We start from the raw sequence: 15,135 nt of genomic DNA, 5'->3' as shown, positions 1-15,135 counted from the left end.
GATTACCCCAGCAGCGAAATGTCGGCAACGCCGAGGAACAGGCCACGCAGACGCGCCAGCAGCGCGTAGCGGTTGGCCCGTACATTGGCGTCTTCGGCATTGACCATCACTGCTTCGAAAAACGCATCCACCGGCTCACGCAAAGCCGCCAGGCGTGCCAGGGTTTCGCTGTACTGACGCGCCGCCGCCATCGGCTGGACCGCCTGGTCCGCCTGCTGGATCGCCGAGTACAGGGAGAACTCGTTGGCGTTGTCGAAGTACTTGGCTTCGACGGTGCTCGCGATGTTGCCTTCGGCCTTGCCTAGCAGGTTCGACACACGCTTGTTCACCGCCGCCAGCGCCGCCGCTTCCGGCAGTTTGCGGAAGGCCTGCACCGCCTGTACGCGCTGGTCGAAGTCCAGGGCCGAGCCTGGCTTCAGGGCGCGCACCGACAGGTAGGTCGCGACATCGACGCCTTCGTCTTCGTAACGCGCACGCAGGCGGTCGAAGATGAATTCCAGCACCGCATCGGCCAGGCCGGCGGCCTTGACCTTGCTGCCGAACGCATTGACGGCAAAGGCCACGGCGTCGTTCAGGTCCAGGTCCAGTTGCTTGTCGATCAGGATCCGCAACACGCCCAACGCCGCACGACGCAGGGCATACGGGTCTTTGCTGCCGGTGGGCAGCATGCCGATGCCGAAGATGCCGACCAGAGTGTCGAGCTTGTCGGCGATTGCCACGGCTGCACCGGTCAGGGTGCTTGGCAGTTCAGCGCCGGCGCCGCGGGGCATGTACTGCTCGTTCAGCGCCAGGGCCACGTCTTGCGGCTCGCCGTCGTTGAGGGCGTAGTAGTAGCCGGCGATACCTTGCATCTCCGGGAACTCACCGACCATCTCGGTGGACAGGTCGCACTTGGACAGGATGCCGGCACGCGCCGCACGCTGGGCGTCGCCGCCGATACGCGGCGCAATGTACGCCGCCAGCTTCGACACACGCTCTGCCTTATCGTAGACGCTGCCGAGTTTTTCCTGGAACACCACGTTCTGCAGGCGCTCGTTGAAGCTTTCCAGCGGCTGTTTCTTGTCTTGCTTGAAGAAGAACTCGGCGTCGGTCAGGCGCGGGCGAACGACTTTTTCGTTACCGGCGATGATCTGTGCGGGGTCCTTGCTCTCGATGTTGGCCACGGTGATGAAACGCGGCAGCAATTTGCCTTCGGCGTCCAGCAGGCAGAAATACTTCTGGTTGTCCTGCATGGTGGTGATCAGCGCTTCCTGGGGCACTTCAAGGAAACGTTCCTCGAACGAGCACACCAGCGGCACTGGCCATTCCACCAGGGCGGTCACCTCGTCGAGCAAATCCTGCGGCACGATGGCGGTGCCTTCCTGGCGGGTCGCCAGCTCTTCGGTGCGCTTGCTGATCAGTTCGCGGCGCTCGTTGGCGTCGGCCAGCACGTAGGCGGACCGCAGGTCGGCCAGGTAGTTGGCCGGCGAAGTAATGCGCACGCTGTGGGGGTGATGGAAGCGGTGACCGCGGGAGTCGCGACCGGCCTTCTGCGCCAGGATCGTGCAATCGATGACCTGATCACCCAGCAGCATCACCAGCCATTGGGTCGGACGTACGAACTCTTCCTTGCGCGCGGCCCAGCGCATGCGCTTGGGAATCGGCAAGTCATTGAGGGAGTCTTCGACGATGGTCGGCAACAGGCTGGCGGTCGGCTTGCCCTTGATGCTCTGGCTGTAGCGCAGCTTCGGACCGCTCTGGTCGATTTCGCTCAGGTCCACGCCGCACTTCTTGGCGAAGCCCAGGGCGGCCTGGGTCGGATTGCCGTCGGCATCGAACGCAGCCTGGCGTGGTGGGCCGTCGAGGTTGATGCTGCGGTCCGGCTGCTGGGTCGCCAGGCCGGTGATCAACACAGCCAGGCGACGCGGCGCGGCATAGACGTGTTTGGTTTCGAAGTTCAGGCCGGCAGCTTGCAGGCCTTTGTCGATGCCGGCCAGGAACGCATCGGCCAGGGTATTCAGGGCTTTGGGTGGCAGTTCTTCGGTGCCCAGTTCAACCAGAAAATCTTGAGCACTCATTGTGCAGCCTCCAGCTTAGCCAACACTTCATCACGCAGGTCCGGGGTCGCCATCGGGAAGCCCAGCTTGGCACGGGCCAGCAGGTAGGCTTGCGCAACCGAACGCGCCAGGGTGCGTACACGCAGGATGTATTGCTGGCGCGCCGTTACGGAAATCGCCCGGCGTGCGTCCAGCAGGTTGAAGGTGTGGGACGCCTTCAACACCATTTCATAACTCGGCAGCGGCAGCGGCTGATCCAGCTCGATCAGGCGCTTGGCCTCGCTTTCGTAGAAATCGAACAGTTCGAACAGCTTGTCGACGTTGGCGTGTTCGAAGTTGTAGGTCGACTGCTCCACTTCGTTCTGGTGGAACACGTCGCCGTAGGTCACTTTGCCGAACGGGCCGTCGGCCCACACCAGGTCGTAGACCGAATCCACGCCTTGCAGGTACATCGCCAGGCGTTCCAGGCCGTAGGTGATCTCGCCGGTGACCGGGTAGCACTCGATGCCGCCCGCTTGCTGGAAGTAGGTGAATTGGGTCACTTCCATGCCGTTGAGCCAGACTTCCCAGCCCAGGCCCCAGGCGCCCAGGGTCGGCGATTCCCAGTTGTCTTCGACGAAACGGATGTCGTGCACCAGTGGGTCGAGGCCCACGTGCTTGAGGGAGCCCAGGTACAGTTCCTGGAAGTTCTCCGGGTTCGGCTTCAGGACCACCTGGAACTGGTAGTAATGCTGCAGGCGGTTCGGGTTTTCGCCGTAGCGGCCGTCAGTCGGGCGGCGGCTGGGCTGGACATAGGCGGCGTTCCAGGTTTCCGGGCCGATGGCACGCAGGAACGTGGCAGTGTGGAAAGTGCCGGCGCCTACTTCCATATCGTAGGGCTGAAGTACCACGCAACCTTGCTCGGCCCAGTATTGCTGGAGGGCGAGGATCAAGTCTTGGAAGGTACGCACGGCTGGCGTAGGCTGGCTCACGAAATTCACCTGTTTCTTGGGCTGCGATTTAAAGAGCGGGAGTATACCCGATTCGTTCGTGCGCACGCCCCCTGGAGCCTTATGCCACGCTGCTTTTGGTGTTCTGACGATCCGCTGTACATGGCTTATCACGATCAGGAGTGGGGCACGCCGCTGCGCGATGCGCAGGGTTTGTTCGAGTTGCTTTTGCTCGAAGGGTTCCAGGCCGGCCTGTCCTGGATCACCGTGCTGCGCAAACGCGAGCATTACCGCAAGGTGCTCTACGGCTTTGACGTACACCGCGTGGCGCAAATGAGCGATGCGGAAATCGAAGATCTGATGCTTGACCCCGGCATCATCCGCAACCGCCTCAAGCTCAAGGCCGCCCGCCGCAACGCCCAGGCCTGGATGGCGCTGGAGGATCCGGTGGCATTCCTTTGGTCATTCGTCGGTGACAAGCCGCTGATCAACCATTTCAAGGACCGCAGCGAAGTGCCGGCCATCACCCCCGAAGCCCTGGCGATGAGCAAAGGCCTGAAAAAAGCCGGGTTCACCTTCGTCGGCCCGACCATTTGCTACGCCTTCATGCAGGCCTCGGGCATGGTCATGGATCATACCCAGGATTGTGACCGCTACGCCGAGCTGGCAAACGGCGGTTAGAATAGCCGGCTCGCGACACGCCCATGAATTCAGGAGTGACCTGTGGATAAGTTGAAAGGCGCCTTGCTGGTCGGCGCTCTGCGGTTGTTTGCGCTGCTGCCTTGGCGCGCGGTGCAAGCGGTGGGGTCGGCCATCGGCTGGCTGATGTGGAAGCTGCCCAACCGTTCCCGCGATGTGGTGCGGATCAACCTCGCCAAATGCTTTCCCGAGATGGACCCGGCCGAGCGAGAGCGTCTGGTGGGCCAAAGCCTCAAGGACATCGGCAAATCCCTGACCGAAAGCGCCTGCGCCTGGATCTGGCCAGCCCAGCGTTCCATCGAACTGGTGCGCGAAGTCGAAGGCCTCGAGGTGCTTAAAGACGCGCTGGCCTCCGGCAAAGGCGTAGTCGGCATCACCAGCCACCTGGGCAACTGGGAAGTGCTCAACCACTTCTATTGCAGCCAGTGCAAACCGATCATTTTCTATCGCCCGCCGAAGCTCAAGGCGGTGGATGAGTTGCTGCAAAAGCAGCGCGTACAACTGGGCAACAAAGTCGCGGCGTCCACCAAGGAAGGCATCCTCAGTGTCATCAAGGAAGTGCGCAAGGGCGGCCAGGTCGGCATCCCCGCCGACCCGGAACCGGCCGAATCCGCCGGTATTTTCGTGCCGTTCTTCGCCACCCAGGCCCTGACCAGCAAATTCGTCCCGAACATGCTCGCCGGTGGCAAAGCGGTCGGCGTCTTCCTCCATGCCCTGCGCCTGCCCGACGGCTCCGGCTACAAAGTCATTCTCGAAGCCGCGCCAGACGCCATGTACAGCACCGACACCGAAACCGCCTGCGCCGCCATGAGCCAGGTGGTCGAACGCTACGTGCGTGCCTACCCGAGCCAATACATGTGGAGCATGAAACGCTTCAAGAAGCGCCCGCCGGGCGAAGCCCGCTGGTACTGAAGGCCCACCACTTCACCAGATCAGCCCCACCGGGATTCAGGGTGAATGCAGAATCTGCACACAACCGAGAACCCCTGTGGGAGCGAGCCTGCTCGCGATAGCGCCCTGACAACCACACCATAACCAACTGACCCCAATCCCCTGTGGCGAGGGAGCTTGCTCCCGCTGGACTGCACAGCAGTCCCACCCCAAATCACCCTTTCCTACAACCAATCCCTACCCAAAGCCCCCTCGTTTATCTCCTTGCCCAAATCCTTCCACCACCCCACACATCCTTGCGCCTTTACCTACAACTACGCCAGAATCCGCCCGCTTGTGCGCCTTGCCCCCCGGGTTCTATTGTCTTCCTGCCACTGCCCATCAGTGGTCGGGTTTAGTAGCTCGTGGTTTTCCCGCAAGATGCATGAGTTCTCCACTCAGGCAGGTATCCCAATTCCTGTCCTTTGATGGTGGCTGTGCGCAGGGCGCTTCGGCGCGCCGGCAATGCTGGAATCCCCGGTCTACTAACCTGCGTACAGCCGCCACCCCTTCTTTTAGTAGGGAAGAGGTTGCGGCCTAACCGAAGGATTCCAGCTTATGTTCAAACCAACGCCCAATCCGCCCAAGGCGGACCAAGCCTCCTCGCACACCAAATCCAAAACCAGGAAACTCGACGAAACCGCCGAGCGCGTCCTGGAGCACTACCTGTCGCCAAAACCGGCAGAACCCAAAGACGTACCCAAACCCGGCCAGATATTCACCGTCGCCAAAGACGTCGACAACGAATGCCTGCTCGCCAACCTCAGCGAAACCCTGGCTTCGGCCGAGGCGATGATTGCCGATCTGGCGTTTGACCTGAATGGTTCACGACGTCATTCGGCGCTGGGGATTCAGCAGCTGATTGAGCTGAGTTCGATGATGGCGAATCGGGTGTTGGATAACGTCGAACAGCGATAACCGGGAAACACAGCAAACCCGGCCTCCTGCGTCGGGTTTGCCGGCTATTTCCGCTAATGGTGTGGTCGGCTTCCTGATAGCGGGTTGTTCACGAACAGGCGAAAACTCTCAATCGTGTCCATGATTACTGCCTGCGATATTGGAGCTGTCGGGTGGTTGTGTATTCGAAATGTCTGAAAGGTCATTTGAATCCCTCGGATCATCATCCGTCCAAGAAATAATCCACGATCCCTCTGGTCCATTCATCAAGGAGTCCCTCCCATGAAAATCGACTTCACCGGCCGTCACGTCCTAGTCACCGGCTCCACCAGCGGTATCGGTTTCGCAACGGCCAAAGGCTTCCTCGAATCCGGTGCCAACGTGGTCATCAATGGTCGCAGCGAGAGCAGCGTCAAGGACGCCTTGCAGCGCCTGGGCGACCTCGCCTCCAGAGCCACGGGCTTCGTCGGCGATCTCAGCAACGAGTCCGGTTGCCAGGCGCTGGTTGCCAAACACCCAAGCTTCGACGTCGTCATCAACAACCTGGGCATTTTCAAGCTGGAAGACTTTTTCGAAACCCCGGATAGCGAATGGCAGCGCTTCTTCGAAACCAACGTGATGTCCGGTGTGCGGGTTTCCAGGGCCTATGCGCAGGGCATGGTCGAGCGCGGCTGGGGGCGGATTGTGTTTGTTTCGTCCGAATCGGGCGTGAATATTCCGGCCGACATGATCCACTACGGCTTCACCAAAACTGCCCAGCTTTCCATCGCTCGCGGCTTGGCCAAGCGTCTTGCAGGCACCGGCGTTACGGTGAATTCGGTGTTGCCCGGGCCGACGCTTTCCGAAGGGGTTGCGCAGATGCTCCAGGCGGATGTCGAGCGCACTGGGGAAAGTCTGGAAAAGGTGGGGGCGGATTTCGTCAAACAGCATCGGAGTACGTCGATCATTCAACGGGCGGCGCGTGTTGAGGAAGTTGCCAACATGATTATTTATGCCAGCTCGGAGCAGGCTTCGGCTACGACTGGGGCGGCGTTGCGTGTGGATGGCGGGGTGGTGGATAGCATTGTTTAGCGGGCTGCATAAAAACGGGGGCTGCGATCATGTGCAGCTCCGTTCTCAACAAGGCCACCGGGTTCGTCCAGTTGGAACGCATTCACCGGTTTGCGACGGCTGCGCCGCCGAGCGGGAGCAAGCTCCCTCGCCACGGGACCGCGTGCTCCTTGAGCTATGGTGTAGCTGTAGATCAACGCGTCAGCGGTAGCCCACATTTGCCCAGGGCAAATCGAACCCTACTGTTCCACCGCCACCTGATTACGCCCCAACGCCTTCGCCCGATACAACGCCTTATCCGCGTTGTTCATCAAGCTGTGCAGATCCTTATGCCCCGCCTCCGTCGAGGCCACGCCAAGGCTGGCGGTGACACGGTGAACAGGCTCGATCATCAATTCTCCAATCGTCTGCACCAGTTCTTCGGCAATCTCGATGGCAACCTCAATCGAAGTATCCGGTAGCAAAACCGCGAACTCCTCTCCTCCCAGCCGTCCGTGGATATCCGTAGAGCGGAACGACGAACTGATCACCCGTCCCATCTGACGCAGCACCTGATCCCCGACCTGATGCCCATAGGTGTCGTTGATGTGCTTGAAGTGGTCCATGTCCAACATCACCGCGCATAGCCCGAGCCGATTGGCTTCGCATTCGTCGTAGAGCTGTTGGGCGTGTTCGAAGAAGGCGCGGCGGCTTTTCAGGCCGGTGAGTTCGTCGGTCTGGGCGGCGCGGGTTGAGATGCTGTTGGCCTGTTCCATTTCGCGGGTCAGGCGAAAGGCGGTTTCCAGGGCTTGGGACATTTTGTGGGTGGCGCGGGCGGCGAAGGCGGCGAATACGATGATCGAGAGGGCCATGCCGATTTGAAGTGTGGACGGCTGAAACAGCAACCAGGCGGTGCACGGCAACAGGACCAGGCCGATGGAAACCAGTGTCATGTCGCGGTAGGCCGAGTAGCAGGACACGGCGCTGACGCACATGCCGACGGCGAAGAGCATGACCAGGGCCTGGGACAGAAGATCGTCGGCCGGCATGACCATGAACGCCCCGCCGCCCCAGATGCTGGCGGAGAGCACCAGGGTGATCCAGTATTTGCGTTCCCAGCGTTGGGGCGTTCGTTCGCTTTTCGGGCTGCGGAAATAGATCACGAACATTGAGATGCGCAGCAGCGTCGAGGCGGTCAATATCGCCAGCCAACCAAGGATCAGGCTATGTCCCAGGCGATCCCAACACAGCCAACTGAGCATGATTGCGGCAAGGTAGCTCCCCAACACCGCGGAGACGGATTGGCGGAACAGTTGCTGCAAGCGGTCCGTTCGTACCTGTTCGGCGATGAATGAATCCTGGCCTTTGCAAGATCTTGGGCCATCCATGTGTTCCACCTGATCGTAATGCAGCTAAAGTGGCGATTGTGGCACCCTGCCACTAGCGTAAACAACTGAAATACACCACAACCCCGATTGAACCAAACCCGTGGCGAGGGCGCTTGCTCCCGCTGGGTTGCGAAGCAGCCGTAACTAATCCTACAGACAATCGGCCAAAGAAAAACCCGACGCTTGACGTCGGGTTTTCGGTACGACTCTTCGCTTGTCCGATCGCGACTTCTAAGCGATAGATGTCAGCGGCTCTTGGCCAAATTACTCGACTTGCGACAGCTTGGCGTCGTCGCAACCGGCCGCACGGCACTCGCGCTCGACAGCTTTGAGGATGACGATACGCGCCTCGGTCTTCTCGTTGGCGCAGTCCAGGTAAAGCAGGCCATCGTTGGAACAGGCGTTGTCGCGAATCTTGATCCACTGGATCTGAGCGGCTTTCACCTTTTTCTTTTGTTCCGGGTTCAGCGCACTCATGGTCTTCTTGTATTGATCGTTGATTTCCTGATCCGACTGAACCATTTTCAGCGACGCGCAATAGGTCCTGTCATAGGCGTTTCTGGGGTTATCGCAGCTCATCGCAGATGCTGACGCGGATGCCATTGCCAGCAATGCCCCAACCAACAAAGACTTGATCACTTACTTCTCTCCCTGAATGCCCCCTAGTGATTAGAGGTCGCGGCGGGAATTTATCATGAGGGGTGTAAAACAATGAAGCAGATCCTAGGGTTGGCAGCGTAGACGGCAGGCGAAACGCCATACGCCGAAACGCTGCCTAGGCGGTTCGTATGAAAATTTGAACGCAATGGCTCATGGAAACCCGCTTTGGAGATTTCCAACCCAGGCGCGAGTTGTCCCCGTCTTAAACGGGCCCACCGTGGCGAGGGTGCTTGCTCACGCTGGGCTGTGCAGCCGCCGCAACCCAGCCAGCCCCCTTTCCCACAGACCAACCTCCAATCACAACCCAAAAAGCGCTCCTGGTTAATCCCCCGTCACTAACCGTTCCACCAAGCTACCCATCCTTGCGCCTTTGCCTACACCTACGCCGGAATCCGCTGGCTTGTCCGCCTGGTCCAGGTTTTCTATCGTTTACCTGCACTTAATGGTGGCTTGGACGTTGGATCGTTGCCCGCCGCAACCTTCAGGATTAATCAAAAATCAATGGTATATAAAGAATAGTAAAAAAACCTATGCAGGCGTGAGTTCGTGATTGGGAAATAATGCATAGTGAATCCAGGGGTTCAAGGACGGGTGATTTATGCAAGTTGAATATGCCATGGTTGCGTTGGGCTTTTTTGCTTTTTGCGGGGGGATGATAGATGCGGCCGTGGGAGGCGGCGGGTTAGTGCAAGTGCCAGCTCTCCTCCAAGCATTGCCCCAGTACTCGTTGAGCACTGTTTTTGGAACCAATAAGCTGGCTGTTCTTGCAGGAAATATTTCTTCTATATTCAGTTACCTCAAGAAAATAAAAATCGTTTGGAGGCTCATGCTTCCAACGATGGCTTCAGCTTTTGTATTCTCCTTTCTGGGCGCACTTTCCGTTTCGCTCGTGCCAAAAGCGATTATGGAATATGTTGTCTTTTTCATATTGGTAGCGATGGCTATCTATACATTTGCAAAAAAAGATCTAGGGCGTGTTCACTCAAACGTTCAGTGTGGAACCAGAGAAGTCTTATTAGGGATTTTTTTTGGTGGGTTGGTAGGGTTTTACGATGGGGTTTTTGGTCCTGGCAGTGGTAGCCTTCTGTTATTTATTTTTGTCAAATATTTTGGCTACGATTTCCTCAATGCGTCGGCCTCAGCAAAACTGATCAACTTGGGAACGTTTAGCGCGGCGCTATTATTTTTTATACCTTCAGGACATGTACTGTGGGCCATCGGTGGATGGGTTGCGGTGTGTAATATGGCGGGTGCTCTAACAGGCACTTTTTTGGCCTTACGGTATGGGAGTGGATTAATTCGTATATTGTTTCTTTTCTTACTGGTGTTTCTTATCGGCCGGATGGGGCTATCCATATTGCTATGACTGAGTTCCGAGAAATGGCATCAACATTCCAAAAAAAAAAGGGGCTGCATTCCCCCGCAGCCCCGTTTTTTTTACTACCCGATCAAATCAGAACGCCGGCAAAACCGCGCCTTTATACTTCTCCAGAATAAACGCCTTCACTTCCGGGCTATGCAGCGCCGCCTCCAGCTTCTTCATCGCTTCACTGTCCTTATCATCCTCACGCGCCACCAGGATGTTCACGTAGGGCGAGTCGCTGCCTTCGATCACCAGGGCATCCTTGGACGGATCCAGTTTGGATTCCAACGCGTAGTTGGTGTTGATCAGCGCCAAGTCAACCTGGGTCAGCACCCGCGGGATGGTCGCGGCTTCCAGTTCACGGAATTTCAGGCCCTTGGGATTCTCGATGATGTCTTTGGTGGTCGAGAGGATGTTGGTCGGATCCTTCAGCGTGATCACCTTGGCTTTTGCCAGCAGCAGAAGCGCACGGCCACCGTTGGTGGCGTCGTTAGGGATCACCACATTGGCGCCGCCCGGCAGTTCTTCCAGTTTCTTGTACTTGCTGGAGTACGCGCCCAGAGGTTCCAGGTGCACGCCGGTCACGCCCACCAGGTGTGTGCCCTTGGCCTTATTGAATTCATCCAGGTACGGCTTGTGCTGGAAGAAGTTGGCGTCCAGGCGTTTTTCGGCAACTTGTACGTTCGGCTGGATGTAGTCGGTGAAGACCTTGACCTTGAGGTCCACGCCTTCCTTGGCCAACGCCGGTTTGACGAATTCGAGGATTTCCGCGTGGGGCACCGGCGTGGCCGCGACGGTCAGGGTGTCGGCGTGGGCGGAAAACGCTGCGACGGCAGCGAAGGCAACCAGTAATTTCTTCATTCAGCTAACTCCTTTGGGCGCCCGCTTGCGGCGCCTGCCAGCGAATGGCTGGCTCATGGTTTATGGGCGCGAGGCCTTATTTTCTTGAAAAATGCACAACCAGTTTGTCGCCCACGGTTTGCAGGACTTGGACCAGCACCAGCAGCAACACCACGGTGACTACCATCACGTCGGTCTGGAAACGCTGGTAACCGAAACGGATCGCCAGGTCGCCCAAGCCACCGGCGCCGACCACGCCGGCCATGGCCGTGTAGGACACCAGCGTAATGGCTGTCACTGTAATCGCGGCGAAGATGCCCGGGCGGGCTTCCGGCAGCAGGGCGTTGACGATGATCTGTCGGGTCGTTGCGCCCATGGCCTGGGTTGCTTCGATGATGCCGCGATCGACTTCGCGCAGGGCGGTTTCCACCAGGCGGGCGAAGAACGGTGTCGCACCGACCACCAGCGGCGGAATCGCTCCGGCTACGCCCAGCGAGGTACCGGTGATCAATACCGTGAACGGGATCATCACGATCAACAGGATGATGAACGGTAGCGAACGCAGGATGTTGACGATCAGCGACAGCAGCGCATAAACGCCCTGGGCTTCGAGCAACTGACGCGGGCTGCACAGGAACAGCAGCACCCCCAGCGGCAGGCCGAGCAGTACGGTAAACAGCAGCGAACCGAACAGCATGAGGAAGGTGTCGCCGGTGGCCAGCCAGATTTCCAGCCAGTCGATATTTGCAAAAAATTCCATCAGCGCAGCACCTCCATGTGGACATCGGCTGCGGTGAAGCGGGCAAACGCCGCGTCCATGTCACCGCCGGTGATGGCGAGGGTCAGTTGCCCGTAGGGGGTGTCTTTGATGCGGTCGATGCGACCGGCCAGGATGCTGTAGTCCACCCCGGTTTCCCGAGCGACGGTTCCGAGCAGCGGCGCGTAGGTCGCGTCGCCCTGGAATGTCAGACGCACGATGCGACCCGGTACGTGGGCGAAGTCGTCGCGCTGTTCGCTTTCGTCGATCTGCTCGTCCTCCTGGACGAAACGCTTGGTGGTCGGGTGCTTGGGGTGCAGGAACACCTGGGCCACCGGGCCTTGCTCGACGATCACACCGGCGTCCATCACACCGACTTCATCGCAGACCCGACGGATCACGTCCATTTCATGAGTGATCAGCACGATGGTCAGCTTCAGCTCGCGGTTGATCTGCGCCAGCAGTTGCAGCACTGACGCAGTGGTCTGCGGGTCGAGGGCGCTGGTGGCCTCGTCGCACAGCAAAATCTTGGGCTTGGTCGCCAAGGCGCGTGCAATGCCGACGCGCTGTTTCTGGCCGCCGGACAATTGCGCCGGGTATTTCCTGGCGTGGTCGGACAAACCCACGCGAGCCAGCAGCTCGGCAACGCGCTGGTCGATTTCATGGCGTGATAACTCGCCGGCCAGGGTCAGCGGCAGCGCCACGTTGTCGGCAACGGTCTTGGAGGCCAGCAGGTTGAAGTGCTGGAAAATCATCCCGACCTGCTGACGGAAACGCCGCAAGCCGTTGGCGTCCAGGGCAGTGATCTCCTCGCCGTCGACGATGATCTTGCCGCCGCTGGACTCTTCCAGGCGATTGATCAGACGCAGCAGGGTACTTTTTCCCGCACCGGAATGGCCGATCAGACCAAAGACCTGGCCATTCTCAATCCTCAGATTGGTCGGATGCAGGGCGGGGATATCCTTACCGGCAACCCGGTAGGTTTTATGGACGTTTTGAAACTCGATCACGTAGCGAACCTTGTGAGGCGCGTTGGAAAAGGGTCAGCGGTTAGCCGGGCGCGCATTTTAGCCTGTCCGTATAGAGGTACTTAGCATTTATTTGCGATTGGGCCAGTGATTTGGCAATAAGACGATCAAAGGACATAAAAAAGGAACGCAGCGCAACGGTGTCGGTCACTCATTAAACCACTCAAGAATCCTGGCCCTGGCAGGGATGCAAAAGAGGAGTTACGCCTGATGAGTACCCAAAAGCCCACCGGCACCGAGAGCCAACTGGCCGGAACCGACACCCTGGATCGCAGCAATACCAATGCCAAGCTCGAGAGCCTGGAACAGTTCCGCTCCGACGCCACCGAGCAGGCGTTGCGCACCAACCAGGGCGTGAAAATCTCCGACAACCAGAACACCCTACGCGTCGGGGCTCGCGGGCCGTCGCTGCTGGAAGACTTCATCATGCGTGAGAAAATCACGCACTTTGACCATGAGCGCATCCCGGAGCGCATCGTTCACGCCCGCGGCACCGGCGCCCATGGTTACTTTCAGAGCTATGAAGCGCATTCGGCGTTGACCAAGGCCGGATTCCTACAGGATCCGGCGAAAAAAACGCCAGTATTCGTGCGCTTTTCCACGGTGCAAGGTCCACGGGGTTCCGGTGACACCGTGCGTGACGTACGTGGCTTCGCCGTGAAGTTCTTCACCGACGAAGGCAACTTCGACTTGGTAGGTAACAACATGCCGGTGTTCTTCATCCAGGACGCGGTGAAGTTTCCCGACTTTGTCCATGCGGTAAAACCCGAACCGCACAACGAGATTCCTACTGGCGGCTCGGCCCATGACACGTTCTGGGATTTCGTTTCGCTGGTGCCGGAATCGGCGCACATGGTGATCTGGGCGATGTCCGACCGGGCCATTCCGAAGAGCCTGCGCAGCATGCAGGGTTTCGGCGTGCACACCTTCCGCATGATCAATGCCGAAGGTCGCAGCAGCTTCGTCAAATTCCACTGGCGGCCCAAGGTCGGGACCTGTTCACTGGTGTGGGACGAAGCCCAGAAACTGGCGGGTAAAGATACCGACTTTCACCGTCGCGATCTCTGGGAGGCGATCGAGATGGGGGACTACCCGGAATGGGAACTGGGCGTACAGATCGTCGCCGAGGAAGACGAGCATAAGTTCGACTTCGACCTGCTCGACCCGACCAAGCTGATCCCGGAAGAACTCGTGCCCATCACGCCATTGGGCAAGATGGTGCTGAACCGCAACCCGGACAACTTCTTTGCCGAGGTTGAGCAGGTCGCGTTCTGCCCAGGGCATATCGTGCCGGGTATCGACTTCACCAACGACCCGTTGTTGCAAGGCCGGCTGTTTTCCTACACGGATACGCAGATCAGCCGACTCGGCGGGCCGAATTTTCATGAGCTGCCGATCAACCGGGCGATCACCCCGGTACACAACGGCCAGCGCGACGGCATGCACCGCAGCACCATTGACAAGGGGCGCACCTCCTACGAGCCGAACTCCATCGACGGTGGCTGGCCGAAGGAAACCCCGGCAGGTCCGGCGGATGGCGGATTCGAGAGCTATCCGGAGCGGATCGATGCCTACAAGATCCGCCAGCGCAGTGACTCGTTCGGCGATCACTTCTCCCAGGCGCGGTTGTTCTACAAGAGCATGAGCCCGCACGAGCAGGAGCACATCATCGCCGCCTACAGCTTCGAGCTGGGCAAGGTGGAGCGCGAGTTCATCCGGGCGCGGCAGGTCAATGAGATCCTTGCCAACATTGATCTGGAGCTGGCGGCACGGGTTGCGAAGAACCTGGGGTTACCGGCGCCGACTGCTTGCACAGTCGATGTGCCGACGCCTTCGCTGGAGAAATCGCCGGCATTGAGCCAGGCGAACCTGTTATCGGGTGACATCAAGACGCGCAAAGTCGCGGTGCTGGTCGCGAACGGGGTGGATGGGGCAATTATCGATGCGCTCAAACAGGCCCTGAAGGCCGAGGGTGCTCACGCCAAAGTGCTCGGGCCGACTTCCGCGCCGGTGACCACGGCCGATGGGCTGCCTCTGGCAGTGGATGCATCCATGGAAGGCATGCCGTCGATTGCTTTCGACGCGGTATTCGTACCGGGCGGCGCAGAGTCGATCAAGGCCCTGAGCCGGGACGGCGTGGCGTTGCATTACGTGCTGGAAGCCTACAAGCATCTGAAGGCCATCGGGCTACATGGTGAGGCTCGGCAGTTGCTGGTGGAGTTGAAGCTGGAGGTGGATGCAGGCTTGATAGAGGATGCAGAGGCGAGCGGTTTTTCGCGGTTTTTTGCGGCGATTGCACAGCATCGAGTTTGGGCACGGGAGCCCAAGGCCAAGGCGGTACCGGCTTGATGAGTGGCGGCAGGTAGGAAGCCATCGCGAGCAGGCTCGCTCCCACAGTGGATTTGGTGTGAATACAGATTTGGTATCCGCCAAAGAACCCTGTGGGAGCGGGTTTACCCGCGAAGGCGGCGGTACGTTCAACATCTGCCTGGCTGACCCACCGCCATCGCGAGCAGGTTCGCTCTCAAAGTGGATTTGGTGTGAATACAAATTTTGTATCCACCACACCCTACTGTGGG

At 59.0% G+C, this 15,135-nt stretch carries 13 protein-coding genes; 6 read left to right on the top strand and 7 right to left on the bottom strand.

The window, feature by feature from the left end; all coding sequences use genetic code 11:
* Window positions 1-2: 2 nt before the first annotated feature.
* Both glyS and glyQ read right to left on the bottom strand, forming a co-directional pair.
* Window positions 3-2,057, bottom strand: a complete 2,055-nt coding sequence (glyS, locus tag ACLEJQ_RS10255) for a glycine--tRNA ligase subunit beta (RefSeq protein ID WP_440794578.1) — start codon at window positions 2,055-2,057, stop codon at window positions 3-5.
* Window positions 2,054-3,007 (bottom strand): glycine--tRNA ligase subunit alpha, encoded by a 954-nt coding sequence (glyQ, locus tag ACLEJQ_RS10250; RefSeq protein WP_022641565.1) that lies wholly within the window; start codon window positions 3,005-3,007, stop codon window positions 2,054-2,056. Before glyQ ends, glyS begins: the two co-directional genes overlap by 4 nt.
* A gap of 81 nt (window positions 3,008-3,088) precedes the next feature.
* Here glyQ and ACLEJQ_RS10245 point away from each other — a divergent pair, with 81 nt between their 5' ends.
* The 4 genes from ACLEJQ_RS10245 to ACLEJQ_RS10230 all read left to right on the top strand — a co-directional run bounded on the left by ACLEJQ_RS10245 (window position 3,089) and on the right by ACLEJQ_RS10230 (window position 6,562).
* Complete coding sequence (locus ACLEJQ_RS10245) at window positions 3,089-3,646, top strand: DNA-3-methyladenine glycosylase I (protein ID WP_440794576.1); 558 nt, start codon at window positions 3,089-3,091, stop codon at window positions 3,644-3,646.
* Between the two features lie 42 nt (window positions 3,647-3,688).
* Window positions 3,689-4,576 carry a lysophospholipid acyltransferase gene (locus ACLEJQ_RS10240; RefSeq protein ID WP_440794574.1) on the top strand — a complete coding sequence of 296 codons (888 nt, stop codon included), beginning with the start codon at window positions 3,689-3,691 and terminating at the stop codon, window positions 4,574-4,576.
* 576 nt (window positions 4,577-5,152) lie between these two features.
* Complete coding sequence (locus tag ACLEJQ_RS10235) at window positions 5,153-5,512, top strand: DUF6124 family protein (protein WP_440794572.1); 360 nt, start codon at window positions 5,153-5,155, stop codon at window positions 5,510-5,512.
* A 261-nt stretch (window positions 5,513-5,773) separates the two neighbouring features.
* On the top strand, window positions 5,774-6,562 hold the full coding sequence (locus ACLEJQ_RS10230; RefSeq protein ID WP_440794570.1) for an SDR family NAD(P)-dependent oxidoreductase: 789 nt from the start codon (window positions 5,774-5,776) through the stop codon (window positions 6,560-6,562).
* A 218-nt stretch (window positions 6,563-6,780) separates the two neighbouring features.
* On the opposite strand, the gene ACLEJQ_RS10225 is transcribed toward ACLEJQ_RS10230, so the two are convergent.
* Window positions 6,781-7,908 (bottom strand): diguanylate cyclase, encoded by a 1,128-nt coding sequence (locus ACLEJQ_RS10225; protein WP_440794568.1) that lies wholly within the window; start codon window positions 7,906-7,908, stop codon window positions 6,781-6,783.
* A gap of 264 nt (window positions 7,909-8,172) precedes the next feature.
* Window positions 8,173-8,487 (bottom strand): lysozyme inhibitor LprI family protein, encoded by a 315-nt coding sequence (locus ACLEJQ_RS10220; RefSeq protein ID WP_440794566.1) that lies wholly within the window; start codon window positions 8,485-8,487, stop codon window positions 8,173-8,175.
* Between the two features lie 679 nt (window positions 8,488-9,166).
* On the opposite strand from ACLEJQ_RS10220, the gene ACLEJQ_RS10215 reads away from it, so the two are divergent.
* A complete protein-coding gene (locus ACLEJQ_RS10215) occupies window positions 9,167-9,934 on the top strand; it encodes a sulfite exporter TauE/SafE family protein (RefSeq protein WP_440794564.1) in 768 nt (255 codons plus the stop codon).
* Window positions 9,935-10,021: 87 nt separating this feature from the next.
* Here ACLEJQ_RS10215 and ACLEJQ_RS10210 read toward each other — a convergent pair whose 3' ends face one another.
* From ACLEJQ_RS10210 to ACLEJQ_RS10200, 3 genes are all read right to left on the bottom strand, one after another.
* Window positions 10,022-10,792 carry a MetQ/NlpA family ABC transporter substrate-binding protein gene (locus ACLEJQ_RS10210; RefSeq protein WP_440794563.1) on the bottom strand — a complete coding sequence of 257 codons (771 nt, stop codon included), beginning with the start codon at window positions 10,790-10,792 and terminating at the stop codon, window positions 10,022-10,024.
* A gap of 76 nt (window positions 10,793-10,868) precedes the next feature.
* Entirely contained in the window at window positions 10,869-11,531 is a 663-nt protein-coding gene (locus tag ACLEJQ_RS10205; RefSeq protein WP_440794561.1) for a methionine ABC transporter permease, read from the bottom strand.
* Window positions 11,531-12,538 (bottom strand): methionine ABC transporter ATP-binding protein, encoded by a 1,008-nt coding sequence (locus tag ACLEJQ_RS10200; protein WP_440794559.1) that lies wholly within the window; start codon window positions 12,536-12,538, stop codon window positions 11,531-11,533. The genes ACLEJQ_RS10205 and ACLEJQ_RS10200 overlap by 1 nt, the downstream gene beginning before the upstream one ends.
* A 171-nt stretch (window positions 12,539-12,709) precedes the next feature.
* Here ACLEJQ_RS10200 and katE point away from each other — a divergent pair, with 171 nt between their 5' ends.
* The gene (gene katE / locus ACLEJQ_RS10195; protein ID WP_440794784.1) at window positions 12,710-14,905 is read left to right on the top strand and encodes a catalase HPII; all 2,196 of its coding nucleotides are present in this window, start codon (window positions 12,710-12,712) and stop codon (window positions 14,903-14,905) included.
* The last annotated feature ends 230 nt before the right edge of the window (window positions 14,906-15,135 follow it).

It is taken from the genome of Pseudomonas sp. SMV71 (genome assembly GCF_052042015.1).
Classification (GTDB): Bacteria; Pseudomonadota; Gammaproteobacteria; order Pseudomonadales; family Pseudomonadaceae; genus Aquipseudomonas.
The sequence above is the reverse complement of the archived record's forward strand: the minus strand, read 5'-3'. Positions and strand labels throughout refer to the sequence as shown.